This window comes from Pseudomonas sp. PvP100, assembly GCF_017833055.1.
GTDB classification, from domain to species: Bacteria; Pseudomonadota; Gammaproteobacteria; order Pseudomonadales; family Pseudomonadaceae; genus Aquipseudomonas; species Aquipseudomonas syringae.
On sequence record NZ_JAFIBO010000001.1, the window covers coordinates 3,181,797 to 3,208,704 of the forward strand.

Genomic DNA, 26,908 nt, shown 5'->3' on the forward strand with positions numbered 1-26,908 from the left:
TGTGATGAAATGCGACCCCACTCTTTATCGCGCCGCGCCGCCATCACTCGCCGTGAAACCCCGCCTGATCCGTCAACTGTTTCTGCCACCGCTGATCCTCATGCTGATGATCGGGCTGGGCTATATCGCCTATCTGGTCAGTGAACATAGCGGCATCAAGAGCCTGCGCGAAACCGGCGAGCGCCAGCTCGAGCTGCACGCGCGCACGGTGGAGAGCGAAATCAGCAAATACACCTACCTGCCCAGCGTGCTGGAGCTGGAATCCAGCGTGTCGCAGTTGCTGAACGAACCGGGACCCGAGCTTCAGCAGCAGGTCAACCGCTACCTCGAAGGGCTGAATCGACGCAGCCGCAGCCGTGCCATTTACGTGATGGACACCACCGGACGCGTGCTGGCCACCAGCAACTGGCGTGATCCCGACAGTTATCAGGGTGAAGACCTGTCTTTCCGTGCCTACTTTCAGGACGCCGTGCGCGGCCTGCCCGGGCGCTTTTACGGCATCGGCACCACCATAGGTGAGTCGGGCTATTACCTGGCCCATGGGCTGGAAGACAAAGGCCGCATCATCGGCGTTGCGGTGATCAAGGTACGCCTCGAAGCACTTGAAGAACGCTGGCAGCGAGCACGGCTGGAGGCGTTTGTCAGCGACGAGAATGGCATCATCATCCTCTCCAGCGATCCGGCCCGGCGTCTGAAATCAGTGCGTCCACTCACGGCTGAGGTCAAGGAGCGTCTGGCTCGCAGCCTGCAATATTACTGGTGGCCGCTCAACGAACTGGTGCCATTGGAGCGGGAAACCTTGTCTGAGGGCGTCGAAACACTGGTTTTTCCCGCCAACATCAGTGTCGACCGCGAACACAAAAAGGTCAGTTATCTGGCCCAGAGCCGCCCGCTGAGTGACACCGCCTGGCACCTGACACTGCTTACCCCGCTGGAAGATCTGCGCCGTGAAGCAGCCAATCAGGGCATGCTGGTGGCCGTGGCTTGCGCGCTGGTGACCTTTCTGCTGATCGCCTGGAACGAGCGGCGCAAGGTGATCTCGACTCGGCTTGCTGCCAGGGAAGCGCTGCAGGCTGCCAACAACGAGCTGGAACGCAAGATCGCCGAACGCACCGAACACCTGCGGGCCAGCAACGAACGCCTCAAGGCGCAGATTCGTGAGCGAAGGCAGGCTGAAGACACTTTGCGCAGAGCCCAGGACGAGCTGGTACAGGCCGGAAAGCTGGCAGCCATCGGCCAGATGTCGACCAGCATCGCGCATGAGCTGAACCAGCCTCTGGCCGCACTGCGCACCTTGTCCGGCAACACCGTGCGCTTTCTGGAACGAGGCGCGCTGGACACCGCGAGTACCAACCTGCGTACCATCAATGATCTGGTCGACCGCATGGGCCGCATCACCGCCAGCCTGCGCGCATTCGCCAGACGCGGCGACGATCAGGGCCAGGCGCAACTGAGCAAGGCTGTCGATGCGGCGGCGCAGTTGCTGGGCGTGCGTCTGGAGCAGTCCGGCCTGATAGTGCATCGCGACTTCGTCGACGCCACCCTGACCATCGACCAGACCCGCCTGGAACAGATTCTGGTCAACCTGATCGGCAACGCACTGGACGCCATGTTCGACCTGCCGCAACCGGAATTATGGCTCACCGGATCGGTTGTCGACGGCCGATACCGTCTGCGGGTACGTGATAACGGGCACGGCGTCGACGCCGAGGCGCGCAAGCATCTGTTTGAACCTTTCTTCACCACCAAACCGGGCGAACAAGGCCTGGGGCTGGGCCTGACGCTGTCGGCGAGCCTTGCCGCCGCAGCCGGGGGCAGCCTGAGCGCAGAGCATCCGCAGGACGGCGGTACGACGTTTGTCCTGAGCCTGCCGTTCATCCCCGATGCCCGCCACCCGGACAGCCCGACATGAGACGACATCCATGAGCATAAACAGCGACCTGACCGTCCTGATCGTCGAAGACGATCCGCATGTATTGCTCGGCTGCCAGCAGGCCCTCGCGCTGGAAGACATCGCCAGCGAGGGCGTTTCCAACGCTGAAGAGGCCTTGAAGCGCATCGGTGACAACTTCGCCGGTATCGTCATCAGTGACATTCGCTTGCCGGGCATCGACGGGCTGGAGTTGCTGAGCCGTCTCAAGGCACGTGACAGCAGCCTGCCGGTGGTGCTGATCACTGGCCATGGCGACATCACCATGGCCGTCAACGCAATGCGCGATGGCGCCTACGACTTCATGGAGAAACCCTTTTCTCCCGAGCGCTTGGTAGACGTCACCCGGCGCGCACTGGAACAACGCGGGCTGGCCCGTGAAGTGTGGGCGTTGCGCAAGCAGCTGGCCGAGCGCGATTCGCTGGAAGGCCGGATCATCGGCCGCTCCCCGGCCATGCAAAACCTGCGTGCGTTGATTGCCAACGTCGCCGACACCTCGGCCAACGTATTGATAGAAGGCGAAACCGGCACGGGCAAGGAGCTGGTCGCGCGCTGCCTGCACGATTTCAGTCGGCGCAAGGACAGCCAGTTCGTGGCGCTCAACTGTGGCGGGCTGGCGGAAAGCCTGTTCGAGTCGGAAATCTTCGGCCACGAAGCCAACGCTTTTACCGGCGCGGGCAAGCGGCGCATCGGCAAGATCGAACACGCGCACAACGGCACGCTGTTTCTCGATGAAGTGGAAAGCATGCCGGTCAATCTGCAGATCAAGCTGTTGCGCGTCCTGCAGGAGCGAACCCTCGAACGGCTGGGTTCCAACCAGAGCGTCGCCGTGGATTGCCGGGTCATTGCGGCGACCAAGTCCGACTTGAATGCCTTGGGCAAGACCAATCAGTTCCGCAGCGACCTGTATTACCGCCTGAACGTCGTCACGCTCGAACTGCCACCCTTGCGTGAGCGCCGCGAAGACATTCTGCAGTTGTTTGAACACTTCCTGCAGTTGTCGTCGTTACGCTTCGACCGCGAACCGCCCGTGCTGGATCGGCAAACCAGCTCGAACCTGATGAGCCACGACTGGCCGGGCAATGTACGCGAACTGCGCAACGTGGCCGAACGCTTTGCCTTGGGCCTGCCAGCATTCAAGCAGTCAGGCACGGTCAGTGAAAACCAGAGTCTTGGGTTTGCCGAAGCAGTCGAAGCCTTCGAGCGCTCATTGCTCGGCGACGCCTTGCAACGCAGCGGCGGCAACCTCAGCCAGGCCAGCCAGGAACTGGGCATGGCCAAGACCACGCTGTTTGACAAGGTCAAGAAATACGGGCTTTGAGCACTGCGCCCGATCTTGAGGGTGCGGCGTAGCGCTGATCTGTGACGCAGACAACGCTGGAGCGCGAGGAACGATAGGCGTCCGCAAGACACCTATCGTGCGAATGCTCCGCGTGCTATCCCGCACAGACAGTACGTTACTTCGATTCACCGACAATCTGGCGGATTGCGCTGACGAATACCTCGACCGGCTGACCGCCCGAGACGGCGTACTGGTCGTTGAAGACCATGGTCGGCACGGAGGTGATACCGCGAGACGTCCAGAGCTGCTCTGCCTCGCGAACCTCAGTGGTGTACTCGTCGCCATCCAGAATCGCCTGAGCACGCAGACGATCCAGGCCGACCTTCTGCGCCACATCTGCCAGAGTCTGGTGACTGGACGGGTCTTTCAGGTCGCTGAAATACGCCTCGAACAGCGCCTGCTTCAACGCATGCTGCTTGCCTTGCTGCTCGGCCCAGTGCAGCAGGCGATGGGCATCGAACGTGTTGTAGATACGCCGCTCGCCGCTGGCAAAGGTGAAGCCGAGTTCAGCACCGCGTTCACGAATGGTCTGGTGAATACCTTCGATCTGTTCCGGCGTGGAGCCGTACTTTTCGGCGATGTGTTCTTTGATGTCCTGCCCTTCGGCAGGCATGTTCGGGTTCAGCTCGAAAGGCTGAAAGTGAATGTGCGCTTGCACCTCATCACCCAATGCCTCCAGCGCCTGATCCAGCGCGCGCAGACCAATTACGCACCAGGGGCAGGAAACATCGGAGATGAAGTCGATCTTCAGTGCAGTTGTCATGTCGGCCCTTTTCGGTACAGAGTGTGTAAAAACGTCACGAGCGAAGGCAAGACAAGGCAAAAACAGGCGAAAAAGCGGAGTTTAGGTGTTCTAAATGAGCATTTTTCGCCTGTTTTTAACGCAGTATTGCCAAGCGTAGTAGTTTTTACACAGTTTGGAAGCAAAGGTCACACGATACACCTCTGTCCATGCCTGACAACCGGGCCGGCTTACAACTGAGCCAGGTTGCGACCGTCTTCATGCTGGGCTTTCAGGTATGGCAGCACTGCACCGAGCAACGGGGCCTTGAAGGCCTCCTGAAAACGGTGCGCCAGCCCCGGAATCAGGCGCAGCTGGCTGCCCTGAATGTGCGCGGCCACATGCACACCGTGCATGACCGGCAACAGCGGGTCAGCCGTGCCGTGAACCACCAGTACCGGCAGACGCAGACGGTTCAGCAGTTCCACGCGGCTGGGCTCGGCCAGAATCGCCATGATCTGGCGTTTCACGCCCTCAGGATTGAACGCCCGGTCATAGGAAACAGCCGCCTGATGCAGCAGTTGCTGGCGATCGTCCTTGACCTGCGGGCTGCCCAGCGCCGCAAGCAAATCGGCCTGCTGCTCGATCGCCACTTCCCGATTGGGCGCGCCGCGACGCGCCAACAGCTGCATGAGCGCGGTGCTGGGCATAGGCAAACCCTGCGCACCGGAACTGGTCATGATCAGCGTCAGGCTTTCGACCCGCGACGGCGCCAGATCAGCCAGATGCTGAGCGATCATGCCGCCCATGCTCGCGCCCAATACGTGGAACTGACGAATCTGCAACGCATCCATCAGACCCAGCGCATCGTCGGCCATATCAGTCAACGAATAAGGTGCCGAGACAGGCAGTCCAAGTTTGTAACGCAGCACTTCGAACGTCAGATTGGCATCCGCTGGCTGTTGCACCCACGACGACAGACCCACATCGCGATTGTCGTAGCGAATCACCCGATAACCCTGCTGACATAACGCGACCACGACCTCATCCGGCCAGTGAATCAACTGCCCACCCAGCCCCATCACCAACAACAAGGCAGGGTCGGACTCGCTACCAATACTCTGGTAGGCAATCCGCACGTCCTTGAGGTCAGCCATCTGTACAGGAACATCGGTATCACAACGATCGGCCGCAAAAGACGGCAAGCCGCACAGAAGCGCGGCCAGAAAAATTAAAACCCGCATGAAAAACACCAAAAAACAGAACCCCAGTAGGCCGCGAGTCTGATGATGTTTTTCCAAGCGCGCTGCCACACTTGCGTGACAGTTTGATGAATGGCGCTGAGCGGTCGTTAATCGGGGTTTGCGTTAGGCAGCGACCTGATCCGCCACCATCAGGTTTTCCCCAAAACGGGCGCGCGCTTCGAGCAACGATTCCTGATGCCAGTTCGAATGCGTATCGCACTCGCCCAGGGACAGAACCTTGTAAACCGGCAGACGATCAAACACCGGGGCCAGCAGCTCCGGTTCGGTCACGCTGTCCAGATGCAACCCTGCAACCGGCAGCAGGGCCGCGACACCCAGGTTGGGCCGCAGGTCACCGTGATAGAGGCCGATAAGCTTCTTCAACGGCGAATACTGGAGAATGTGATAGGCACGCTCGAAGGCGTTGCTCCATGCCAGTGGCAGGTCGAGCGCCAGAATCGGTTCGTCGATCTGAATCCACTCGACACCGCGCGCTGCCAGCCGCCCGAAAATCTCGCCATACACCGGCAGCAGATGCTCCAGCAGGTCGAGGCGATCTACCTCGTCACCCTGAACGTCACTTAGCCAGAGCAGTGTCAGAGGACCGATCAACGCGGTTTTGCGGCCTTGCTCGCCTGCTTCACCGACGCTCGCCAGCAGCGGCGCCCAATCGGGCTGAAAACGCTGGTCGCGTTTCAGGTTTGGTACCTGCTGCGGATAACGCGCCATCAACCAGGTGCGTAGTTCGGCACCCGTGGTCGCACTCCCCTGATCCTGTTTCCAGAAAGCCTGCAAAGCGTGCTGCAATTCACGGTCCGCGCCAATGGGAAAATAGTCAGGGTGTTGAGTCAGGGCCACGATGCGTCCTCCATAAAAGATGGGGCTATTGTCGACAGCTGACACAACATGAGACAAACTCATTTTTTTCGTGTTGATCACAAATACTGCTCATGGAGCACTGACCGTGCTTGAAATACGCCACCTCAAAACCCTGCACGCCCTGCGCGAGGCCGACAGCCTTGTGGAGGCAGCCGAGCGCCTGCATTTGACGCAGTCGGCACTGTCCCATCAGTTCAAGGAGCTGGAAGAGCGCATGGGTATGCCGCTGTTTGTGCGCAAGACCAAACCGGTGCGGTTTACCAGCGCAGGTTTGCGCCTGCTGCAACTGGCCGACTCTATGCTGCCGCAACTGCGCAGTGCCGAGCGCGACATCGCCCGACTGGCGGGTGGCACGGCGGGACGGCTGCACATGGCAATTGAGTGCCACAGCTGTTTTCAGTGGCTGATGCCGACCATCGACCAGTTCCGCGATGCCTGGCCCGAGGTCGAACTCGACTTGTCTTCCGGCTTCTCGTTCGCGCCCTTGCCTGCCCTGGCGCGCGGCGATCTGGACCTGGTGGTGACCTCAGATCCGCTGGAATTGCCCGGCATCACCTATGTGCCGCTGTTTACCTATGAAGCGATGCTGGCAGTGGCCAATCAACATGCGCTGGCAACCAGGCCGTATGTCGTTCCGGAAGACTTGCTGGCTGAAACGCTGATCACGTACCCGGTGGAACGCGACCGGCTGGACATCTTCACGCGCTTTCTGGAACCCGCCGACATCGAACCGGCACAGGTACGAACATCGGAACTGACGGTGATGATGATGCAACTGGTCGCCAGCGGGCGCGGGGTCTGCGGTATGCCGCACTGGGCGCTGCATGAATACAGCTCACGCGGCTATGTGAAGGCCAAGCGGCTGGGCGAGAAAGGACTGTTCGCGACGCTCTACGCCGGTATCCGCGCCGACATGCTTGACGCACCGTACATGCGCGATTTCCTGCTGACCGCCAAGGACACCTCGTTTTCGACGCTCGACGGGGTAAGTGTGGTTCGCTGACATAGGGTTTGTTGACAGTGCCGTCCTGCACCGCGATGCAGGACGACTGCGCCGTTCAGCTACGCGCTGCCTGCCGCTTCAGATACAGCGGCAGAATCAGATCGCGGGTCAACGGCGCCAGCTGCAAACCCGCATGACTGTCCGCGTCAACCCACAGCACTTCTTCAATCTCGGCGGCAGGCACTGCCTGAGCGTCGGTCCTGACCTCATACAACTGGCAGTTGACTTCGAAACCGGGCTCGTTGGCGGCGGGTGCCGTGAACTCACCGAGAAATACCGCCTGCGCCGGATCGACGATCAGCCCGAGCTCTTCTTCGAGTTCTCTGGCCAGCGCCTGCGGTGCCGGTTCACCGGGCTCGATCTTGCCGCCCGGCTGCATGAAGGCCTGAGTACCGCGCTTGCGCACCAGCAGAGTCCGGCCGTCCGCGCCGATCAGCAGCGCCGCCGCGATGCGGATGATCTTCATGCGAAGATCTCCGTTTTCAGCAGCCGCGCCTGATCAGCCCGCTCCAGCGCCAGAACGATCAGGCGATGGATCAGTTCGGCATACGACAGACCGCTGGCCTGCCAGAGCTTGGGGTACATGCTGATCGAGGTGAAACCCGGCAGTGTGTTGACTTCGTTGATGATGATGTCGCGCCCTTCGGTGACGAAGAAATCGACCCGCGAGAGCCCTGCACAGCCCAGCACCTTGTACGCTTGCAACGCGACCTCACGCACCTGATCGCTCAGGTCGGCGGGCAGCTCGGCGGGGATGGCGATGCGTGCCTGATCGCCATTCAGGTACTTGGTGTCGTAGGCATAGAATTCATCGTTGGCAATCACTTCGCCACAGACACTGACCTGCACATCGACGTTACCCAGTACGGCGCACTCCACTTCCCGGCCGACGATGCCCTGCTCGATCAGCAGCTTGTGATCGAACTCGAAACCCAGCGCCAGTGCCGCCGCGAAACCAGCCTCGTCAGATACCTTGCTCACGCCCACCGATGAACCCTGATTGGCCGGTTTGACGAACATTGGCAGCCCCAATTGGTCGGCAGCCTCCGTGAAAGAAAGGCTATCTCCACGCGACAGGACCCTGAACGGCGCGACGGTAATGCCCGCATCGCGCAGCAGGCGCTTGGTCACGTCCTTGTCCATGCAAACCGCAGAGGACAGCACATCGGCGCCGACAAAGGGCACGGCCAGCATGCGCAGCACGCCCTGCAATGCACCGTCTTCGCCAAACGCGCCATGGATCAGCGGGAATACTACATCGATGGCTGCCAGTGGCTGGCCTGACTCGACTTCGACAAACTGCCCACCGATGCTGCCCGGCAGCAAGGACAATGGCTTGCCTGATGCGCTCAGTTTGATCCGTGCGGGATCAGTGACATTGAGCAGGTAATCGGCCTCGTCGAAATGCAGCCAGCGGCCCAGCTTGTCGACGCCAATCAGGGTCAGCGCATAGCGTTCACGATCAATCGCATTGATCACGTTGCGTGCCGACTGCAACGAAACCTCATGCTCGCTGGATTGCCCACCGAAAACGATGGCGACTGACTTTTTCAAAGCGGTTACTCCTGTTTTTCAGGCCGCGAAGATAAAAGCAATGTCGGCTGTTAGTCCAGTAGATGATTGGCCGCAGGCCTGAAATTCAGACAAAAAAAATCCCGGTCGTGGGCAATCCATGCGAAGTGCCCACGACCGGGAGGTCAGACCGCTCATTGAGCGGCTGCGGTTTCTTTCTTGCCAGCCGAGCCAAAGGCGGCGAAACGCTTGTTGAAACCCGCGATCCGGCCTTCGGTGGTGGTTTTGCGCTGCTGCCCGGTGTACATCGGGTGCGAGGCACTGGAAACATCGAGCGCAACATAAGGATAGGCAGTGCCGTCGGTGTGCTGTTGCGTGCGGTCTGTGTCTACGGTGGAGCCGATCAGAAAGTAAGCATCGGCAGCAGTGTCGTGGAACAGCACGGTGCGGTATTGAGGATGGATATCGGGTTTCATCGTGATCTCTCCGGTGAGTTGAGTGGAATAGTTATACAGTAACATAACCAAAGATGAGAATGATTGCTATTGATTGCCATCATTGGTGAGGTTGATCGAACACGCACACGGCGCCGATGTCGGCGTGCAGCCGCCGAGCCACGTGGGCCAGAGACATTCTGTAATAGCGCGCCTTTGCAATTGCCCTCGATTAGCGGCACCCTGCCGCGCCGCCGAACGTCACTGGTCGCTGGCCTGGAACCTGAGCCTCTGTGGCCTATCTTTACTCATTAGCACTTTCAAGAGTCCACCGTTATGAATAACGGACGCGATCATCGAATCGACTTCTTTCGCGGCCTGGCGCTGATCTTCATCTTCTGGGATCACGTGCCGGACAATCCCCTGGCGCAACTGACCGTACGCAACTTCGGCTTCAGCGACGCAGCGGAAATCTTCGTTTTCTTCGCCGGTTACGCATCCATACTGGCCTACGGGCGCATCGCCCGACGTGACGGCATGCTGGTGGCTGGCGTGCGTATCCTGCGCCGGACCTGGGTGCTGTATGTGGTGCATATCTTTCTGCTGACCCTGCTGATGGGCATCGTCTTCGTCGCCAACAATCACGTCGAGACGCGCGACATGGTCCAGCAGATGGGCCTTGAATACTTCGTCGGCAACCCGCAACAGGCATTGGCCGATGAACTGCTGCTGCGCTTCAAGCCGAACCTGACCGACCCGTTGCCGCTGTATATCGTGCTGTTGCTGACCTTGCCGCTGACCTTGCCATTGATGTTGCGCAAACTCGAAGTGGCGGTGGGCCTGTCGATTGCCCTGTACCTAATGGTGCCGCTATTCGGCTGGAACCTGCGCGCCTACGAAGGCGGCGGTGTCTGGTACTTCAACCCGGTCGCCTGGCAGTTGCTGTTCGTGCTCGGCGGTGCGTGCGCGTTGCGCAGCGAAACAGCTACAACAGCTGAGCGCCCTCCGTTGCGCCAACAGCCCTTGTTCATGGTGGCTGCCGTCTACGTGCTGGTCGCAGGCATCCTGACCTTCAGCGAAAAATGGCCCGGCCTGCACGCCGCGCTGGTCTCCAGCCTGCACCTTGAAAGCCTTTACCCGATCAGCAAGACCGACCTTGCGCCCGTCCGGCTACTGCACTTCCTGGCCCTGGTCTACGTCGTCGCCCGACTGCTGCCAGCCTCAAGCACCTGGCTGGAAAACTGGCCTGCGCGCCAGACCTCCCGCATGGGGCGTTATTCACTGGAAGTCTTCTGCCTGGGCGTCCTGCTCGCGCCACTGGCAGACATGGCCAATGCACTGGCAGGCGATACATGGCCTATGCAAGTGACCACGGCGATTGTCGGGTTGGGGTTGATGATGCTGATGGCCAATGGGTTGGAGTTGAATAAACGCCTGGGAACATCGCCACACCTATTGCCAACTTGAGAACAGCGTCACGTTTGCATGCCCTCTCGGAGATTTCCTACTGGTTTGTCAGGCCAAGTTTTTCAGGAACCGGCCGCTATTCGGTATGAGACCAAAGAGAGGGCAACGCTTTGAACATTAATGGAGTTTCAAATCCGGTAAACACCCCGCAACAGATGGGGTTGGTAACCGGTGCTAAACATGTTGATCCGACAGAAGACGTCAGCCTTCAAGAGGCCATTGCATCTGAAGTCAAAACGACAGAAAAAAATGTATTTTACGAATATCAGAAAGAGCCGTGGTTGTTGGAACCGATCAACGAACACATCACAAACAGGCTTGACTACGTAGCTCACAAAAAGAGACTCGACGTACTGGAACTTGCGCTGGTAAATGTGACCTATGATAGCTTTCGAAAAGAACTGCAAGAAACCCACCCCGACATTGCACGTAAAAACTTCGGCTTCACACTGACCGAAAGTGCATCCATCAAGATAATTGACTACGATAACAGCCTGACTGAAAACGACACATCAGTTCTTACCCACGCCATCAACGGGTTCAGAGAATTCAAAGAACAACTCCAACATCACGCAAAGACCATCATGACCCTGGTAGACCACGACCATGAAACATTTGGCGGCCGATATAAACTGGATATCAGCAATTTTCAGGACGTGATCGACTATGGCAAAATCATGAACACCAGCGTACAAAAAATGCAGGACGAATGGATACAGCAAGTCCAGAGTAATGCTGAGAAACGAGATTTTTCGTATATTTCGTTGGCGGTATGAAACATCAGCCTGGCGAGACAAATGATTCGCCAGGCTGAGTTAGACGTTAACCGCGAGGAGCAACAGTTCGCAGCCAGGGTTAGTATACCCACTTGGAATTCTTATCACTCCCGGTTCGTCGAGCAGTTCATAGCTTTTTAAAACAGGATAGGAACCCAATCTGACAGTGTAGGGAAGCCTGCCACCTACCAGTGAGTTTCTTGGCTTGACCCTGATGATCACCTCAGCCCCAAGGGCCAGATCTTTAAAAACCTTGGCCTCAAGTGTCTGAGCAACCCACTCACCATTTTCGTAATACTCGGTCTTCCACTCGTTAGTGACCGGATCACCGACAGGGGTATATGGACACGATCATTTACCAGATCGAGCGCAATGCGCCGAAGCGTGAAGAGGAGCGCAAACCGTTGGTTGATCTTCACGTCTGATCAAGCCAGCGCCACAGCAGTTCATGTGTGACTGCATTGGGATTAGTGCATGACGCTCATCCCCACTGCGCGCCATCCTCCCTCGAAAACCTCCAGACAATTCCCTCCCACAATCCCATCCAGCGTCTAAGCTTGGGTCAGGTGCTTTGACAGGATGACCGGACAATCGACTATGGGCGCATTTCGGCATTCCGATAGCAAGCAAGAGACGCTATCCGCTGATCGTGAGGATGATCCTCGTACGCCCAAATATCCTCGTCGCAAGCGATACGGATGGCGGGTGTTCTGGGTCGTGGTGGTGTTGGCCGGGGTTGCCTTGGGCGCGGCGGTGGCTGTGGAGAGCAGAACCTCCAGGCTTCAGGCGCGGGAATTCAGCCGCTTTGCCGCGAGCCTGGGTTATTCAATGCAGCCTGGGCCGAGTCATGACGTGGTATATCCCGGTGACGGGCCGTTCGACAGACGCCTGGGCTATTCATCCATGGATGAATTCCTGTCGCGCCTGCTCAAGCGCGATTATGTGATTACGCGCCAGACCCGGTTTTCCCCGGAACTGCTGCGTTACGTCCGGCATGGTTTTTTCGTGCCTTACGAGGAAAAGACCCAGGCCGGGCTGTCGATCACCGATTGCCGCAGCGAGCCGCTGTACGAGTTCAGATACCCACAGCAGTTTTACCCGACCTTTGCTGCCATTCCGCCGATGCTGGTGAACAGCCTGCTGTTCATCGAAAACCGCGACCTGCTCGATCCACAGCAGCCCATGGCCAACCCTGCGGTGGACTGGCCACGATTTGTCAAAGCCGCCTGGTCGCAACTGGCGAAGATGTTTGCCCTCCCCGGCCAGTCGGCTGGGGGCAGCACGCTGGCTACTCAGCTGGAAAAATACCGTCATTCCCCAGACGGGCTGACGCTGTCGGGTTCGGAAAAGCTGCGGCAGATGATTTCCGCCAGCGTTCGCGCCTATCAGCCGGGGACCGAGACACTCGCCGTGCGCCAGCGAGTGGTGCGTGACTACCTGAACAGCGTGCCGCTGTCTGCGGTGCCGGGGCATGGCGAGGTGCATGGTCTGGCTGAAGGACTGAGGGTATGGTTCGGCGCAGACTTCGGCAAAACCAACGAGATACTGGCGTCGAATCCAGGCAATAAACAGGCGCTGGCCGACAAGGCGCTGGCGCTGCGTGAAGTGCTCTCACTGGTGATCGCCCAGCGTCGTCCGTCGCACTATCTTGCCAAGGGCCGCTCTGAACTCGCCGAGTTGACCGACAGCCACATTCGCTTGCTGGCCCAGGCCAACGTCATCGACCGACCGCTGGCCGAGGCCGCGCTGGCAGCCCAGGTCACCTACCGCGACTGGGCGCAGCAACCGACCCTGCAGCCCATCGAAACCAACAAGGGCATCAGTGTCGCGCGCACTCGCCTGTCGAATTTGCTCAACCGCCCGCTTTATGACCTGGACCGTCTTGACCTGTCCGCCACCAGCACTCTGCATGGCGAATTGCAGCGCAGCGTCAGCCAGTACCTGCGTGACCTGGCCAACCCTGAATTTGCGGCAAAGACCGGTTTGATGGGCGAGCGCCTGTTGACCCCGGCCAGCACAACGCAGGTGCGCTACAGCTTCACGCTGTTTGAACGCGGCGTGGATGGCTCGCGGGTCAGGGTCCAGACCGACAGCACCGATCAGCCTTTCGACATCAACGAAGGCAGCAAGCTGGAGCTGGGCTCGACGGCGAAGATGCGCGTGCTGACGACGTATCTGGAGATCATCGCCGAGCTGCATGGGCGCTATGCGGGCTTGAGCCCTGCGCAATTGCGCAAAGTCCCGGTCGAGGAACCGGATCGGCTGACCCGCTGGGCGGTGGATTATCTGCTGATCAACAAGGACCGTGACCTGGCGAAGATGCTTTCGGCCGCACTCGACCGCACCTATTCGGCCAGCCCCGCAGAAGCGTTCTTCACCGGTGGCGGCATGCACCGTTTCAATAATTTCCGGCGCGAGGACAACGCGCGGATTCCAACCCTGCGCGAGTCGCTGCGTGAGTCGATCAACCTGCCGTTCATTCGCCTGATGCGCGATGTCGTGCGCTACAGCACCTATCAGGCGCCCAACAATAGCGCCGAGCTGCTCAAGGATGATGACAACCCGCGCCGTCAGGAATACCTGGCGCAGTTTGCCGACCGCGAAGGCACGGTATTCCTGCTGCGCTTCTGGAAGCGCTACAAGGAAAAGACCACCCAAGAGCGACTCGACACCTTTCTGGACGGCATTCACCCGACGGCTATTCGCCTCGCTGCGGTGCACCGTTATCTGCTGCCGGGCGCTGATCAGGGCACGTTCAACGCGTTTATCCGCGCCCACCTCGACGAGCCCAGGGCAAGCGCGAAACTCACCGACAAACGTCTTGCCGATCTGTACCAGAGTTACGGTCCGGGCAGTTATGACCTGCCCGATCAAGGCTACATCGCCCGCGTCCATCCGCTGGAACTGTGGCTGGTGGGCTACCTGCTCAAGCACCCGGAAGCACAGTTCAAGGACGCAGTGGCCGCCAGTCGTTTCGAGCGTCAGGAAGTCTATGGCTGGCTGTTCAAGAGTCGCCACAAAGGCGCTCGCGACAGCCGGGTGCGGACCATGATGGAGGTCGAAGCGTTTCTGGACATCGAGCAACGCTGGCAGCGTGTGGGTTATCCGTTCGACCACCTGGTGCCTTCGCTGGCGACGGCTATCGGCAGTTCGGGAGACCGTCCGGCGGCGCTTGCCGAGCTGATCGGCATCATCCAGAACGATGGGATCCGCCTGCCTGCGGTGCGCATCGACAGTCTGCATTTTGCCGCCGATACGCCTTATGACACCCAACTGAGCATCAACCCGGAGCTGGGCAAGCGTGTGTTGCCATCGGAAGTCGCAGCGGCAATGCGCGAGGCCTTGTCGCAAGTGGTGGACGGCGGCACGGCCAAACGCGTGCAAGGCACATTCAAGATGCAGGACGGCAGTGTGCTGGCAATGGGTGGCAAGACCGGCACCGGGGATAACAGGATCGAAAGCGTCGGTGCCGGCGGGCGCATTCTCAGTTCAAGGGCGATCAACCGCACGGCGACTTTTGTGTTTTATATCGGCGACAACCACTTTGGCGCACTGACGGCGTTCGTGCCGGGACGCGCTGCCGAAGGCTTTCGTTTTACCTCGGCGTTGCCGGTGCAGGTGCTCAAAGGCATGGCGCCGATTCTGACGCCGTACCTGGAAAACCACGGACAAGCGATGTGCAACGCCCCGCTTGCCGATGCGCCCAAGGGTGTCTGACCGGCAATGACCGCTCGTCTGCCAGCTCTGTGATTACAATAAGATATATCTTAAGGTATATCTAACTTGTAACCAGAGAGCAAAAACATGCGTGAAGATAAACACCCACCCCATCACCGTCCGCCGCATCTTCGTGAAGCAGGTGAAGATCGCGACGGTTTTGAAAAACGCCCAGGCCGCGAACGCGGTGGGCGTGGCCCACGGGTTTTCGCCCCTGGCGATCTGAAATTGCTGTTGCTGGCGTTGATCGCCGAACAGCCTGCCCACGGATACGACCTGATCCGCAAGATCGAAGGTCTGTTCGAGGGTGCGTACTGCCCCAGCCCCGGCGTGATCTACCCCACCCTGACGTTCCTTGAAGAAAGCGAAATGGTGGTCGGCGATGCACAGGCCGGCAAGAAGCTCTACACCGTCACCGATGCAGGTCGCCAATCCCTGGAAGATCAGGCCGTGGCACTGGAAGGTGTGCGCATGCGCATTGATGTCAGCAAGCGCTCACTGCGCGGCCATGATCGTCCGCCGGAAATCCATGAAGCGGTGCATAACCTGCGCCACGCGCTGCAGATGCACCATGGCCGCTGGAGTCCGGAAGAGATTCTGCGCGTCAGCGAACTGCTCAACAGCACAGCCAAGGCTGTCGTCGATGGGCCTCAACCTGCATCGGAGGAGTCGGTATGAATTCGCCACAGTCAATCCATCGCGTCATGCATGAAATCAAGCGACGCAAGCTGCAGGTGGTGCGGGTCACGGAACTGACCCCCCTGATGCGCCGCATTACCTTGCAGGGGCCGGAGCTGGCGGGTTTCATCAGCCTGGGCACCGACGACCACGTCAAACTGTTCTTCCCGCAAACGGCAGAAGAACAGGCCGCCTTGGAAAACCTCAACCCTGCCGGCGACAAGGACACGCCGCGCCCGCCGATGCGCGATTACACGCCGCGTCGCTACGACGAAAAAACCGGGGAATTGGATATCGATTTCGTTCTGCACGGCGAAGGCCCGGCGGCCACCTGGGCCGCTCAGGCAGCGCCTGGGCAATTTCTGCACATCGCAGGGCCGAAGGGTTCGATGGTGGTGCCGGACATGTTCGACAGCTACCTGCTGATCGGCGACGAAACAGCCATTCCCGCCATCTCCCGACGCCTCGAATCGCTGCCCGCCAACCGTGCTGCGCTGGTAGTGGTCGAAGTGGCCAATCCGCAGGAACAGCAGGTGTTCGATAGCGCCGCGCAGGTCGACGTGATCTGGATCGTACGCGGCGAACAGAATCTGCTGGACGTCACGCGGCGCCTGGAGATGCCCGAGGGCAAGCTGTACGCCTGGGTCGCGACTGAATCCGCGCTGTCACGCAAGCTACGTCGTGTGCTGCTCGACGAGTTCGGCCTGGAAGAAGACTTCGTCAAGGCCGCCGGTTACTGGAAGCTGGACAGCACTGCAGAATGAGCAGGACCGGGCGACTCACCGCGAACGACGAGACGCGCGTTTATCGACTCCCAGCAGCACCAATGCGATCAGCACGAAACCCAGCAGCACGCCCAGCGCGTTGATGAATGCCTTCGGAAAACCGAGCGTGCCGACATCGATGAACGGGTACAGGTAATCACCGAACATGTGGCCACGCAGCAGGACATAGGCGAAGTAGACAAGCGGATAGATCGCCCAGAGCGGTATATGGCTCAGACGCAGTGTGCCCCTGGGCACGTACAACCACCAATAAAGCACGAACGCCAGCGGCATTATGTCGTGCAGCAGTTCATCGGCCACCCACTGCCAGCCTTCCGGGTGCCACAAGTGGCGCAACAGGATGTTGTAGGCGATGCCCACCAGCGCAATGCTCACCGCAATGCCGCCACACACCACTGGATGGCGGAAGAACCGGTGGCCTGCCGACTGCTGTGTCGTCAGGGCGCAACTCAGTGCGACCGCTACAAGCATGTTGGTCAGTACGGTGAAGAAACTTGAAAACCGTACCAGCCCGCCCAGCAGACTGGCGTGATCGGCATAACGGCCAATCAGGATCAGGTAAAGCTGAATCACCAGTCCCGACCAGCCGAGGCAAGCGGCCACGAGGGCGTAATAGCGCTGTCCCTGCGCAGGTTGTGGATGTTCGCTGAGCATCAATCGGTATCCTTGAGTGCAGGCTTCCGTGCCAAGCTATTCTGGCGAGCCTGTTACCAGCCCTTGCTGCGATGCAACTTCCCATACAGCGCTTCGACCTTTTCCCGCGCCCAAGGGGTCTTGCGCAGGAAGGTCAGACTGGACTTGATGCTCGGATCGCTTTTGAAGCAGCGAATATCGACGCGCTCGGCAAGGCCGGACCATTCGTAATGTTCGACCAGCGCCCTGAGGATCTGCTCCAGCGTGACGCCGTGCAATGGGTCGGAGTTGGGTGTTGTCATGATGAGCCTTGCAACGGATGAGAGGAGACGAACCTGAACGGATCTCTGGAGTAAGCAGGTACTTCCCGAAAGTCTGCCATTGTAAGCCCCACGCCTTGATAAAACACCGTCGACCTGCAGCACTGTTGCCGGCCTCGCAATGATCCATGTCAGGTTTTTCGCTTTTAGAAAAATTGTTAGCGCCCTATCATTGCCGGGTTAAGGATTGAAGATTCCCCCTTCTGCAGATGTTCCTTCGGACAAAAGCCTATGCACGAATTCGGGCGGTGATGGTCTACGACTCAATGACCGCGCCGACCAAACGTGCAACCGCGCTCTGCCTGACGGTTTAATTCCACCGTCGGCGATTCGTCTCAACAAGCAGCTTCAAGGAATGGCGCCAAGGCAGGCGATGCTTAAAACAAGATGTCAATTACTTACTTCTCGCGGAGATTCGCATTATGAGCACTGACGGTGCTTCAAATAGAAATCGCCTGTTACCGACCCTGCTCGGGCTGGTGATCCTGTTGATGGGGCTGGCCTTGCTGGTCGGTGGTGCCCGACTGCTGCAACTGGATGGCTCGCTGTATTACCTGCTGGCCGGTATCGGCTTCGCCGTGACTGGCGTGCTGCTGATCACGGGTCGTGCGGCTGCGCTGGGCCTTTATGCACTGCTGCTGTTCGCGAGCACCGTGTGGTCGTTGTGGGAAGTCGGCCTTGATTGGTGGCAATTGGTGCCACGCCTGGCGCTGTGGTTCGCACTGGGTATCGTGTTGCTGCTGCCATGGTTCCGCAAGCCGCTGCTGCGCAACGGTCCGGCACGCATGGGCACCGGTGCATTGAGCATCGCTGTGGTGCTGGCCGGACTGACCGCACTGGCAAGCCAGTTCACCAATCCGGGTCGTATCGAAGGCCAGCTGGACCGCGAGACGGCTGGCACGACCAACACCGCCCCGGCCATGCCTGACGGCGACTGGCAGTCCTACGGCCGCACCGCCTTCGGTGACCGCTACTCACCACTGGCACAGATCACGCCGGAAAACGTCAACAAGCTGGAGCCGGCCTGGACCTATCGCACCGGTGACATTCCGGGGCCGAATGACCCGGGTGAAACCACTGCCGAGAACACCCCGCTCAAGGTCAACGGCATGCTCTACGTGTGCACGCCGCACAGTCAGGTGATCGCACTTGACCCGGATTCGGGCAAGGAAATCTGGCGCTTCGACCCGAAGCTCAGCACTCAGAACGCTGCCAACTTCAAGGGTTGGGCGCACATGACCTGCCGTGGCGTCACCTATCATGACGACGCTGCCTACGCCGCCAGTGCCCCGGCGCAAAGCCCGACGGTCCCGGCTGCTGACGGTACTGCCACTGCCAGTGCTGCCTGCCCGCGCAGAATCTTCCTGCCGACTGCCGACACTCGTCTGATCGCGCTGAACGCCGACACCGGCAAGATGTGCGAAGACTTCGGCAACAAGGGTTCGGTCGACCTGACCGCCAACATGGGCACCTTCGCTCCGGGCGGCTACTACTCCACGTCGCCACCCGCGGTCACCAAGGACCTGGTGATTATCGGTGGTCACGTTACTGACAACGTTTCCATGGACGAGCCGTCCGGCGTGATCCGTGCGTATGACGTACACACCGGTCGTCTGGTCTGGAACTGGGACAGCGGCAACCCGGAGGAAACCGCTCCGATTGCCGATGGCAAGATCTACACCCGCAACTCGCCGAACATGTGGTCCATGTTCAGCGTCGATGAAAAACTCGGCCTGATCTACCTGCCGATGGGCAACCAGACGCCGGACCAATGGGGCGGCGACCGTACCAAAGAGTCCGAGAAGTACAGCGCGGGCCTGGTTGCACTGGACATCGCGACCGGCCGCGTACGCTGGGACTACCAGTTCACTCACCATGACCTGTGGGACATGGACGTGGGCGGTCAGCCGACCCTGCTGGACATGAAAACCGCTGACGGCATCAAACCCGCTGTGCTGGCATCGACCAAGCAGGGCAGCATCTACGTGCTGGATCGCAGCACCGGCAAACCGATCGTGCCCATCAATGAAGTACCGGTTCCGCAAGGTGCTGTCGCTGGCGATCACACCTCGCCAACCCAGCCCAAGTCCGACCTGAACTTCATGCCGCCGCCGCTCAAGGAGCGCGACATGTGGGGCGTGACGCCGTTTGACCAGATGATGTGCCGGATCGACTTCAAGTCGCTGCGCTACGATGGTCCGTTCACGCCACCTTCGCTGCAAGGTTCGATCGTTTATCCGGGTAACTTCGGTGTGTTTGACTGGGGCGGTATTTCCGTCGACCCGGTGCGTCAGATCGCCTTCGTCAATCCTAACTACATGGCTTTCCGTTCGAAGCTGGTACCGTCTGCCGAAGTTGAAGGCGGCCCGGGTCGCAAGAGCGAAACTGAAGGCGTACAGCCGAACAAGGGCGCGCCTTATGGTGTGATACTGGAAGCACTGCTGTCGCCGATGGGCCTGCCTTGCCAGGCGCCAGCATGGGGTTACGTGGCGGCGGTCGACCTGACCACGCAAAAAACCATCTGGATGCACAAGAACGGTACCGTGCGCGACAGCTCGCCGATCCCGCTCCCGCTGACCATGGGCGTTCCAAGCCTCGGCGGTCCTATCACTACCGCCAGCGGCCTGGCGTTCATGAGCGCTACGCTTGACCAGTACCTGCGTGCTTATGACGTGCGTAACGGCAAGCAGTTGTGGGAAGCCCGCCTGCCAGCAGGTGCGCAAACCACCCCGATGACCTACACCGGCAAGGACGGTCAGCAATACGTGCTGGTCGTTGCAGGCGGTCACGGCTCACTGGGCACCAAACAGGGTGACTACGTGATGGCGTTCAAACTGCCGAAGTAAGGCGTTGCTGATGTCAATGAAAAGCGGCTACCGAGAGGTAGCCGCTTTTCTTTGTCGCCACTGAAGCCGGATCCCGGTTGATCTAGCTACCAGGCAGGGCTGCGGATCTGTGAGCGCTGCCAGACGATTATCGTTCCTCACGCTCCAGCGTGGGAATGCCGTTCTGGACGCTCTGCGTCCTCTCTTGAGGGCTTCTATCAGTGCGAATGACTAGCGCGCTTTGGCGCTGCTTTTGTCACTGGCGCGCAGGATGTCGTTCCAGCGGCGGACCAGGTAGTTGTGCTCGTTCATGACCGAGTTCCACACGGCAATATGGCCCATGCGTTCTTCGTAAGCGCCGCCGTCACGGACTTCCCCGGCGTCGATCAGCGGCAAGCCGTCGCTGCCGAGCAGTTGTTCGCGGGCAGGCAGGCCGGCGTACCAGTAATCCCATTCGGCAGCGCTGAGGTGATCACGGCTGCGTGCCGGGTTACCGATGTAATAGCCCTGCCGCGCCATCACTGCGCCGGGCCAGCCCGAAAGCCACCAGTTCAGGTACGCATAGGCCGCATCCAGCACCGGCCCCTTGGCGTGGCGTGACAGGGAAAGCCCGCCAAACCAGCCGCGATAGCCCTCTTTGGGCACCGCGACGCGATACTTCACACCGGCACGGTGCAGCCTGACCAGGGTCGGTGACCAGAGGCTCTGAATGTCGATGTCAGGGCTGAGCATCAGTTCGGCGGCTTCTTCGTCGCCTGACCAGAACGCAGCAAAATGCCCTTGCTGCTGTTTACGCACCAGCACATCAGCGAGCCGATCGATCTCTTCGATGCTCATGTTGCCGATGTCCTTGAAGCTCGCCAGCCCTGCCCCCTGCACCGCCAGCGCGGCATCCAGTGCGCCGATGGCCGCGTCACTCTGCAAGGCGATGCGCCCGCCCCAGACAGGGTCGAGTAACCATCCCCAGCTTTCGTCCGCAGAGCTCAAGCCCTCCGGCAAGCGCTCGGGGCGATAGGCGAAGCTGTCGGCGTTATGGGTCAGCGGCAGCATGCTGATGCGCTCGGTCACCGCGCTGCCCAGGCTGCCATCGTGCTGCACGAACAAACGCTCGCTCGGCACACTGCCGCTGCCTGGCTGGTCGGTAGGCCGCAGCCGGCCCTGCTTGGGCAAGTCGTTGATTTCGTGCCACAGCGCAATGCGCCGCGTGTCGATGGGTTGAATCGCCCGGGCTGGCCAGACGAAATCAACGTTATGAAACCACTGGTCGTAGAGGTCGTAGCTGTCTGGTTGCATGACCGCGATACGTTGCGCGGTTTGCACGTCATGAATCTGGTAGACCAGTTTGATCCCCAGTTCCTGCTCGGCCCGCTCACGCAAAGACTCCAGCAGGGTCACGGAGGTGCCCAGTACGCGCAAGGTGATGGTCATGCTGCAGACTCGTTGAGCGGCGGCGCGAAACTGCTGGAGAAGACTTCGAACGAACGACGCAGCAGATCGGGATCGAGACCGCGCAGGATGAACACCAGCCGCGAGGTACGATCCTCGCCCGGCCAGGCGGCAAGGTGCACCGGCGCATGCAGGCAATGCTGCACACCATGAATCACGATGGGAGCCTGATTGTCGTTCACGTTGAGCAGCCCTTTGACGCGGAGGATTCGTTCGCCGTGGCATCTTAACAGCATCGACAGCCACACCCCGAAGCCGACCCAGTCCAGAGGCCGCTCGAACGTCAGGCAACAGACCTGCGCATCACCATGCCGTGCGGAGGTCGACAGCACCCGATGCAGTTGCCAGCGGGTCACTTCAGCGGCCGGTTCTTCGCTGCGCATACCCTCGCCCAGCAGCAACTGATCGCCGCTGTGGACATCCGCCGTATCCAGCAGTGGCGCAGAAAAATTCAGCGCTTGCAGATGCTCGCGCAGGCCATCCAGCACCGACTCGTCGACCAGATCGGTCTTGCTCAACAGCAGCCGGTCCGCCGCCGCGACCTGCGCCAGCCACTCCGGATGCAGACGCTCCTGCAGCGTCGCGTGACAGGCATCCACCAGCGTGACGATCAGACCGATATGAAAACGCCCACGAAGTTGCGGGTCATTGCTCAGCGTGGTGAGAATCGGTGCCGGATCGGCCAGGCCGGTGGTCTCCAGAATGACCCGGCGAAACGCAGGAATTTCACCTCGATTACGCCGCTCCAGAAGACCGAGCAGCGCGTCTTTCAATTCACCGCGGACGGTGCAACAGACACAACCGCTGGGCAGCAGCACGGTATCCGGTGCGACCTCTTCAACCAGCAAATGATCGATACCCACGTCGCCGAATTCGTTGATCAGCAGCGCGGTGTCGCCCATGTTTTCATCGGCCAGCAGGCGTTTGAGCAGCGTGGTCTTGCCGCTGCCGAGGAAGCCGGTAATCACGTTCAGGGCAATGCTCATGATGACCTCTGCAGATGATCGAGCAGACGTGAATCAAGCGGGTCCAGCGGCCGGCCGATCAGCAACTCGGCTTTCTGCCAGAGCTGCTCCAGCCCGGTCGCCAGCTCCTGCTTGCCGGTGGCCCCAAGCAGAAGATAGGAAACGCCTTGAAAATCTTCGACCTTCAGACGAAACGGCGCGACCACCTTGTTGATTGCAGCAATACGCCGCAAGCGCTCACGCCGCCGGGGCAGTTCTGCAGCCAGCGGATCGCTCCAGTGCACGTCTTCACCCAACAGCCCGCACAATCCACACATCAGGCGTTCTCCAGCTGTTTGCTCATGGCATGACGTCGCCGGAATTGGGGCCCAGTGTCTGACCGACGAACAGGTTGCCACCCGGCTCGCTGGCCAGTAGCACCGCCACCGGGGCGACCTCCTCGGCCAGACCGAAGCGACCCAGCGGCAACTCGGCGGCCTTGGCGGTTTTCCAGGCGCTGCTGATCCCGGCGACCAGTGGGGTTTCAATAGGACCGGGCGCAATGGCGTTGACCAGCACGTTGTCCTTGGCGACTTCCAGCGCCAGGGATTTGCTGAAACCGATCACCCCGGCCTTGGCGGCGGCGTAATGGGTCAGTTCGGCACCGCCCTTGATACCCAGTTGCGAAGCGACATTGATGATGCGCCCCCAGCGCTGGGCAATCATGTGCGGCAATGCCCGCTGACTGGCCACGAAGACGCTGGTCAGGTCGATGCGCAGCATGTCGTTCCACATATCGAGGGTCAGGTCCACGCAACGTGCCTGGGTCAGCATGCCCGCGTTGTTGACCAGAATGTCGATGCCACCGAACTGCTCGACACAAGCATCGACGCTGGCTTGCGCGCCGTCGACGCTGCCGACATCGGCCACGCACTCCTGAACCTGGACGCCCAGCTGGCGGCACTCTGCAGCGATCTTCGCCAGGCTGTCGGCGTCTCGGTCGCCCAACACCAGACGCGCGCCTTCAGCCGCATAGGCGCGGGCGATGGCTGCGCCAATGCCACTGCCTGCTCCGGTGATTACTGCGCGCTTTTGTTTGAGTTGCTGCATGGGTCGGATTCCTTGGTTGATTTGGGGATCACGGCGTATTGCTCGCGAACGCTCAGTCACTGGCACGCACCTGTACGGAACGCTTCGCGAGCAAGCTCGCTGCCGATCCGAATCGATCTACTCGGGCCAGCGCACGGTCAGGCCGCCGTCGATCACGATGCTTTGTCCGGTCAGGTAACTGGCTTCATCGCTGCACAGAAAACGCACCAGCGCAGCGACTTCATCCGCTCGACCGACCCGGCCCAGCGGAATGGCTTTGGCCGCCTGCGCCAGACCTTCCGGCCCCAGCGAGTTCGTGCTGTCCAGCGATTGCGGTGTTTCGATCAAGCCGGGAATCACCGCGTTACAACGGATGCCCTTCGGAGCGAGCTCCACCGCCAGTGACCGGCACAGCCCTGGCACGCCGGCCTTGGCCGCTGCGTAATGGGAATGGTCCTGCCAGCCATACACACCACCGGCAATCGAGGAAATCGCCACCAGCGCCCCGCCCTCGCCCATATGCCGGACGGCGGCGCGGAAGGTGCGCATAACGCCGGTCAGGTCCACGTCGAGCATCTCGTTCCAGCGCTCGTCGGTCATTTCCAGCAACGGCGCCCGGCGCAACAGCCCGGCATTGGCGACTGCGTAGTCGATGCGGCCGAACAACTTGACCGCCTGCGCGGCCAGGTCATCGACCGACTCGGTGAAGGTTACGTCCAGTGGCAGCATCAGGCATTCGCCGCCCGCCTCCGCCACCAGCCTGCGGGTTTCGTCCGGATCATGCGGGTCAGCCGGATAGAACCCGCCTGCCACCGCCACACCCTGGCGGGCAAAAGCCACTGCCAGGGCCTGACCGATGCCGCTGGCGGCACCGGTTATCACTGCAACTTTACGCGTCATGTGCTGCTCCTCATTTCACCGTTTCAGGTCGCACGTGTTTAGCGGCGAACATCAGCGCACCCGACAGGAAGCAAGGCACTGCACCGAAGTACAACGCCGAGGTCTGCCAGTCGCCGCCTGCGCTCAGTACCGATGTGGCACCGAAGCCTGCGACCACAGCACCGAGCGGGCCCATGGCATGGATGATTGCGCCACCCGTGGCACGAATGCTGGTCGGGAAGCTTTCGCTGATGAAGAACAATGCCGCCGAGTAAGGGCCGATCAGGAAGAACAGCCCCAGGCTGTACAAGCCGACCACTGTCACCATGTTGCTTGGCCCGTACAGCATGCCGGCAAACGCCAGGCCGCCGAGCATCCAGCCAAGGCCGATGACATTGCGGCGACCGATCCGGTCACCCATCCAGCCGTGACACAGGTAGCCGCAATAGCCCACCAGGTTGGACAGCACCAGAATGATCAGCGAGTTCTCGAACGAGATGTGGTGGACGCTGACGATCACCGTCGTACCCAGCACGCTGAACACCTGAATGGCCGCCCAGTTGAGCAGGATCGCAGCACCGATCACCAGGGTCGCGCGGCGCGAGGAACCGCGAAAGGCAGCGCCGATACCGGCCTTGCTGTGTTCTTCGTAATCCACCCCGTACGTCTGCGCCACGGCCTTTGCCTGGCTGAGGTCGCCCTTCTTGCGCAATTGGGTGATGCGTTGATGGATCTGAAACTGCGGGCTCTCCTTGAGCTTGCGCGCCAGGATCGCGATGACGATGGCCGGGATGGCCGCAAACACGAAGCAACCCTGCCAGCCGATAACCGGCAACAGCACCGCCGTCAGACCAGCCGCGATCAGCGCACCAACCGGCCAGCCGCCCTGCACCAGGCTATAGATGAAGCCACGGCGCTTGGTCAGTCGCGGGTCGTCGGATGCAGCGTAGATTTCGCTCAGATAGGTCGCGTTGACCGTTTCCTCTGCATAACCCAGACCGCCCAGCGAACGAATGAGGATCAGGGGCGACTTGCCCCACGCTCCGCCGATGGCCGTGAGCGCCGAGCAGATCGCCGAGCCACTCACGGTGAAAATGATACCCACGCGCCGTCCCAGGCGATCTACCAGCGGGCCGATGGCCAGAGCCACCACCGCGGTGCCGACCGCGACCCAGGTCGCGATTTCGGCCTGTTCGACCTCACTCCAGCTGAAATGCCGACCGATTTCCGGTAACAGCGTGCCAAACAGAATGAAGTCATATACCGCAAACACCCACGCGAAAAACGCAATCCATGTGGCGAACCGTACTTGCTCCGGAGTCAGTTGCTCAGGTTTCCAGCCGGTCAGGTCGAGCTTATTGTAAATGGACATGAGTGACGCCTCGGACAGGGCAATGAATCAGCGGGTACGGGGGTTGCGACGCACGAAGTCGTCGGCAATCTCGTCGAAAGTGACGAACTTGACGCCAGCATGGCTTTGAATGTGCTCGATCAAGCGCTCCAGCATCAGTAGCACTTGCGGGCGACCAGACACGTCCGGGTGAATGGTCATGGTGAATACAGCGTGTTCGTGTTCGCGATAGACCCAGTCGAACTGGTCGCGCCACATTTCTTCCAGGTGCCGAGGGTTGACGAAACCGTGGCTGTTCGGCGCCTTCTTGATGAACATCATTGGCGGCAGATCGTCCAGATACCAGTTGGCCGGGATTTCCACCAGATCGGTTTCTTCGCCACGCACCAGAGGCTTCATCCAGGTATCCGGGTGCTGGCTGTAATCGATTTTGGTCCACTTGTCGCCCACCCGAACGTAGTAAGGGTGGAAGTCGTTGTGCATGAGGCTGTGGTCGTACTTGATGCCTTTCTTGAGCAGCAGCTCGTTGGTAACGTTGCTGAACTCCCACCATGGCGCGACATAGCCGGTCGGACGTTTGCCGGTCATTTGGGTGATCAGGTCGATGGACTTGTCGAGCACGATCTCCTCTTGCTCCGGGGTCATGGCAATCGGGTTTTCATGGCTGTAACCATGCACACCGATTTCATGCCCAGCATCTGCCACAGCCTTCATCTGCTCGGGAAAGGTCTCCATGGAGTGCCCCGGGATGAACCAGGTGGTGCGCAGACCGTAACGCTCGAACAACTTGAGCAGACGCGGCGCGCCGACTTCACCGGCGAACAGGCCGCGGGAAATGTCGTCCGGCGAATCCTCGCCACCATAGGAGCCCAGCCAGCCGGCAACGGCATCCACATCCACACCAAACGCACACAGAATTTCTTTGGCCATCGT

At 60.2% G+C, this 26,908-nt stretch carries 24 protein-coding genes and 1 pseudogene; 9 read left to right on the forward strand and 16 right to left on the reverse strand.

What is annotated here, in order from left to right:
* Window positions 1-4: 4 nt before the first annotated feature.
* Together JOE39_RS13500 and JOE39_RS13505 are read left to right on the forward strand one after the other, a co-directional pair.
* Window positions 5-1,912 carry an ATP-binding protein gene (locus JOE39_RS13500; RefSeq protein WP_210078640.1) on the forward strand — a complete coding sequence of 636 codons (1,908 nt, stop codon included), beginning with the start codon at window positions 5-7 and terminating at the stop codon, window positions 1,910-1,912.
* A 10-nt stretch (window positions 1,913-1,922) separates the two neighbouring features.
* Window positions 1,923-3,251: a sigma-54 dependent transcriptional regulator gene (locus tag JOE39_RS13505; RefSeq protein WP_003428833.1), complete on the forward strand. Its 1,329-nt coding sequence runs from the start codon at window positions 1,923-1,925 to the stop codon at window positions 3,249-3,251.
* 136 nt (window positions 3,252-3,387) lie between these two features.
* Here JOE39_RS13505 and JOE39_RS13510 read toward each other — a convergent pair whose 3' ends face one another.
* From JOE39_RS13510 to JOE39_RS13520, 3 genes are all read right to left on the reverse strand, one after another.
* Complete coding sequence (locus JOE39_RS13510) at window positions 3,388-4,035, reverse strand: DsbA family oxidoreductase (protein WP_004404250.1); 648 nt, start codon at window positions 4,033-4,035, stop codon at window positions 3,388-3,390.
* A gap of 209 nt (window positions 4,036-4,244) precedes the next feature.
* Window positions 4,245-5,237, reverse strand: a complete 993-nt coding sequence (locus JOE39_RS13515) for an alpha/beta hydrolase (protein ID WP_004416438.1) — start codon at window positions 5,235-5,237, stop codon at window positions 4,245-4,247.
* A 123-nt stretch (window positions 5,238-5,360) separates the two neighbouring features.
* A complete protein-coding gene (locus JOE39_RS13520; RefSeq protein ID WP_210078639.1) occupies window positions 5,361-6,095 on the reverse strand; it encodes a 5-methyltetrahydropteroyltriglutamate--homocysteine methyltransferase in 735 nt (244 codons plus the stop codon).
* Window positions 6,096-6,201: 106 nt separating this feature from the next.
* On the opposite strand from JOE39_RS13520, the gene metR reads away from it, so the two are divergent.
* A complete protein-coding gene (gene metR / locus JOE39_RS13525; protein ID WP_003425350.1) occupies window positions 6,202-7,119 on the forward strand; it encodes a transcriptional regulator MetR in 918 nt (305 codons plus the stop codon).
* Between the two features lie 55 nt (window positions 7,120-7,174).
* Here the strand turns inward: metR and JOE39_RS13530 are convergent, their stop codons facing one another.
* From JOE39_RS13530 to JOE39_RS13540, 3 genes are all read right to left on the reverse strand, one after another.
* Entirely contained in the window at window positions 7,175-7,585 is a 411-nt protein-coding gene (locus JOE39_RS13530) for an NUDIX domain-containing protein (protein ID WP_003425349.1), read from the reverse strand.
* Window positions 7,582-8,673: a D-alanine--D-alanine ligase gene (ddlA, locus tag JOE39_RS13535; RefSeq protein WP_210078638.1), complete on the reverse strand. Its 1,092-nt coding sequence runs from the start codon at window positions 8,671-8,673 to the stop codon at window positions 7,582-7,584. Before ddlA ends, JOE39_RS13530 begins: the two co-directional genes overlap by 4 nt.
* Before the next feature lie 152 nt (window positions 8,674-8,825).
* Window positions 8,826-9,107, reverse strand: a complete 282-nt coding sequence (locus JOE39_RS13540) for a type B 50S ribosomal protein L31 (RefSeq protein ID WP_003418539.1) — start codon at window positions 9,105-9,107, stop codon at window positions 8,826-8,828.
* Between the two features lie 294 nt (window positions 9,108-9,401).
* On the opposite strand from JOE39_RS13540, the gene JOE39_RS13545 reads away from it, so the two are divergent.
* Together JOE39_RS13545 and JOE39_RS13550 are read left to right on the forward strand one after the other, a co-directional pair.
* Window positions 9,402-10,532, forward strand: coding sequence for an OpgC domain-containing protein (locus tag JOE39_RS13545; RefSeq protein ID WP_010420944.1), 1,131 nt, complete (start codon window positions 9,402-9,404; stop codon window positions 10,530-10,532).
* A 155-nt stretch (window positions 10,533-10,687) separates the two neighbouring features.
* Window positions 10,688-11,308, forward strand: coding sequence for a hypothetical protein (locus tag JOE39_RS13550; protein ID WP_010420941.1), 621 nt, complete (start codon window positions 10,688-10,690; stop codon window positions 11,306-11,308).
* 75 nt (window positions 11,309-11,383) lie between these two features.
* On the opposite strand, the pseudogene JOE39_RS13555 reads toward JOE39_RS13550, so the two are convergent.
* Window positions 11,384-11,650, reverse strand: a pseudogene (locus JOE39_RS13555) (hypothetical protein); the annotation flags it as partial.
* Window positions 11,651-11,905: 255 nt separating this feature from the next.
* Here JOE39_RS13555 and JOE39_RS13560 point away from each other — a divergent pair.
* The 3 genes from JOE39_RS13560 to JOE39_RS13570 all read left to right on the forward strand — a co-directional run bounded on the left by JOE39_RS13560 (window position 11,906) and on the right by JOE39_RS13570 (window position 16,467).
* The gene (locus JOE39_RS13560; RefSeq protein ID WP_210078679.1) at window positions 11,906-15,025 is read left to right on the forward strand and encodes a transglycosylase domain-containing protein; all 3,120 of its coding nucleotides are present in this window, start codon (window positions 11,906-11,908) and stop codon (window positions 15,023-15,025) included.
* 87 nt (window positions 15,026-15,112) lie between these two features.
* The gene (locus JOE39_RS13565) at window positions 15,113-15,703 is read left to right on the forward strand and encodes a PadR family transcriptional regulator (RefSeq protein WP_004404274.1); all 591 of its coding nucleotides are present in this window, start codon (window positions 15,113-15,115) and stop codon (window positions 15,701-15,703) included.
* On the forward strand, window positions 15,700-16,467 hold the full coding sequence (locus JOE39_RS13570) for a siderophore-interacting protein (RefSeq protein WP_122233268.1): 768 nt from the start codon (window positions 15,700-15,702) through the stop codon (window positions 16,465-16,467). The genes JOE39_RS13565 and JOE39_RS13570 overlap by 4 nt, the downstream gene beginning before the upstream one ends.
* A gap of 15 nt (window positions 16,468-16,482) precedes the next feature.
* Here JOE39_RS13570 and JOE39_RS13575 read toward each other — a convergent pair whose 3' ends face one another.
* Both JOE39_RS13575 and JOE39_RS13580 read right to left on the reverse strand, forming a co-directional pair.
* Window positions 16,483-17,142 (reverse strand): Pr6Pr family membrane protein, encoded by a 660-nt coding sequence (locus JOE39_RS13575; protein WP_024664166.1) that lies wholly within the window; start codon window positions 17,140-17,142, stop codon window positions 16,483-16,485.
* A 53-nt stretch (window positions 17,143-17,195) separates the two neighbouring features.
* On the reverse strand, window positions 17,196-17,423 hold the full coding sequence (locus tag JOE39_RS13580) for a VF530 family protein (protein ID WP_210078637.1): 228 nt from the start codon (window positions 17,421-17,423) through the stop codon (window positions 17,196-17,198).
* Between the two features lie 440 nt (window positions 17,424-17,863).
* On the opposite strand from JOE39_RS13580, the gene JOE39_RS13585 reads away from it, so the two are divergent.
* On the forward strand, window positions 17,864-20,287 hold the full coding sequence (locus tag JOE39_RS13585) for a glucose/quinate/shikimate family membrane-bound PQQ-dependent dehydrogenase (protein WP_210078636.1): 2,424 nt from the start codon (window positions 17,864-17,866) through the stop codon (window positions 20,285-20,287).
* A gap of 210 nt (window positions 20,288-20,497) precedes the next feature.
* Here the strand turns inward: JOE39_RS13585 and JOE39_RS13590 are convergent, their stop codons facing one another.
* From JOE39_RS13590 to JOE39_RS13620, 7 genes are all read right to left on the reverse strand, one after another.
* Window positions 20,498-21,694: an extracellular solute-binding protein gene (locus JOE39_RS13590; RefSeq protein ID WP_024683868.1), complete on the reverse strand. Its 1,197-nt coding sequence runs from the start codon at window positions 21,692-21,694 to the stop codon at window positions 20,498-20,500.
* Window positions 21,691-22,698 (reverse strand): GTP-binding protein, encoded by a 1,008-nt coding sequence (locus JOE39_RS13595; RefSeq protein WP_003425332.1) that lies wholly within the window; start codon window positions 22,696-22,698, stop codon window positions 21,691-21,693. The genes JOE39_RS13590 and JOE39_RS13595 overlap by 4 nt, the downstream gene beginning before the upstream one ends.
* Complete coding sequence (locus tag JOE39_RS13600) at window positions 22,695-22,994, reverse strand: hypothetical protein (RefSeq protein ID WP_003431302.1); 300 nt, start codon at window positions 22,992-22,994, stop codon at window positions 22,695-22,697. Before JOE39_RS13600 ends, JOE39_RS13595 begins: the two co-directional genes overlap by 4 nt.
* 22 nt (window positions 22,995-23,016) lie before the next feature.
* Window positions 23,017-23,766, reverse strand: coding sequence for an SDR family NAD(P)-dependent oxidoreductase (locus tag JOE39_RS13605; protein WP_004416420.1), 750 nt, complete (start codon window positions 23,764-23,766; stop codon window positions 23,017-23,019).
* Window positions 23,767-23,883: 117 nt separating this feature from the next.
* Window positions 23,884-24,645: an SDR family NAD(P)-dependent oxidoreductase gene (locus JOE39_RS13610; protein WP_004416418.1), complete on the reverse strand. Its 762-nt coding sequence runs from the start codon at window positions 24,643-24,645 to the stop codon at window positions 23,884-23,886.
* A 10-nt stretch (window positions 24,646-24,655) separates the two neighbouring features.
* A complete protein-coding gene (locus JOE39_RS13615) occupies window positions 24,656-25,996 on the reverse strand; it encodes an MFS transporter (protein ID WP_003412976.1) in 1,341 nt (446 codons plus the stop codon).
* Window positions 25,997-26,023: 27 nt separating this feature from the next.
* Window positions 26,024-26,905 carry a polysaccharide deacetylase gene (locus JOE39_RS13620; RefSeq protein WP_002554892.1) on the reverse strand — a complete coding sequence of 294 codons (882 nt, stop codon included), beginning with the start codon at window positions 26,903-26,905 and terminating at the stop codon, window positions 26,024-26,026.
* Between the last annotated feature and the right edge of the window lie 3 nt (window positions 26,906-26,908).

Coding starts and splice junctions, on each gene's coding strand:
- JOE39_RS13545 (WP_010420944.1), top strand. CDS start 9,402: ATGAATAACGGACGCGATCATCGAATCGACTTCTTTCGCGGCCTGGCG.
- JOE39_RS13560 (WP_210078679.1), top strand. CDS start 11,906: ATGGGCGCATTTCGGCATTCCGATAGCAAGCAAGAGACGCTATCCGCT.
- JOE39_RS13570 (WP_122233268.1), top strand. CDS start 15,700: ATGAATTCGCCACAGTCAATCCATCGCGTCATGCATGAAATCAAGCGA.
- JOE39_RS13595 (WP_003425332.1), bottom strand. CDS start 22,698: ATGAGCATTGCCCTGAACGTGATTACCGGCTTCCTCGGCAGCGGCAAG.
- JOE39_RS13510 (WP_004404250.1), bottom strand. CDS start 4,035: ATGACAACTGCACTGAAGATCGACTTCATCTCCGATGTTTCCTGCCCC.
- JOE39_RS13500 (WP_210078640.1), top strand. CDS start 5: ATGAAATGCGACCCCACTCTTTATCGCGCCGCGCCGCCATCACTCGCC.
- JOE39_RS13610 (WP_004416418.1), bottom strand. CDS start 24,645: ATGACGCGTAAAGTTGCAGTGATAACCGGTGCCGCCAGCGGCATCGGT.
- JOE39_RS13540 (WP_003418539.1), bottom strand. CDS start 9,107: ATGAAACCCGATATCCATCCTCAATACCGCACCGTGCTGTTCCACGAC.
- JOE39_RS13505 (WP_003428833.1), top strand. CDS start 1,923: ATGAGCATAAACAGCGACCTGACCGTCCTGATCGTCGAAGACGATCCG.
- JOE39_RS13585 (WP_210078636.1), top strand. CDS start 17,864: ATGAGCACTGACGGTGCTTCAAATAGAAATCGCCTGTTACCGACCCTG.
- JOE39_RS13515 (WP_004416438.1), bottom strand. CDS start 5,237: ATGCGGGTTTTAATTTTTCTGGCCGCGCTTCTGTGCGGCTTGCCGTCT.
- JOE39_RS13605 (WP_004416420.1), bottom strand. CDS start 23,766: ATGCAGCAACTCAAACAAAAGCGCGCAGTAATCACCGGAGCAGGCAGT.
- JOE39_RS13580 (WP_210078637.1), bottom strand. CDS start 17,423: ATGACAACACCCAACTCCGACCCATTGCACGGCGTCACGCTGGAGCAG.
- JOE39_RS13575 (WP_024664166.1), bottom strand. CDS start 17,142: ATGCTCAGCGAACATCCACAACCTGCGCAGGGACAGCGCTATTACGCC.
- JOE39_RS13620 (WP_002554892.1), bottom strand. CDS start 26,905: ATGGCCAAAGAAATTCTGTGTGCGTTTGGTGTGGATGTGGATGCCGTT.
- JOE39_RS13530 (WP_003425349.1), bottom strand. CDS start 7,585: ATGAAGATCATCCGCATCGCGGCGGCGCTGCTGATCGGCGCGGACGGC.
- JOE39_RS13590 (WP_024683868.1), bottom strand. CDS start 21,694: ATGACCATCACCTTGCGCGTACTGGGCACCTCCGTGACCCTGCTGGAG.
- JOE39_RS13550 (WP_010420941.1), top strand. CDS start 10,688: ATGGGGTTGGTAACCGGTGCTAAACATGTTGATCCGACAGAAGACGTC.
- JOE39_RS13600 (WP_003431302.1), bottom strand. CDS start 22,994: ATGTGTGGATTGTGCGGGCTGTTGGGTGAAGACGTGCACTGGAGCGAT.
- JOE39_RS13565 (WP_004404274.1), top strand. CDS start 15,113: ATGCGTGAAGATAAACACCCACCCCATCACCGTCCGCCGCATCTTCGT.
- JOE39_RS13615 (WP_003412976.1), bottom strand. CDS start 25,996: ATGTCCATTTACAATAAGCTCGACCTGACCGGCTGGAAACCTGAGCAA.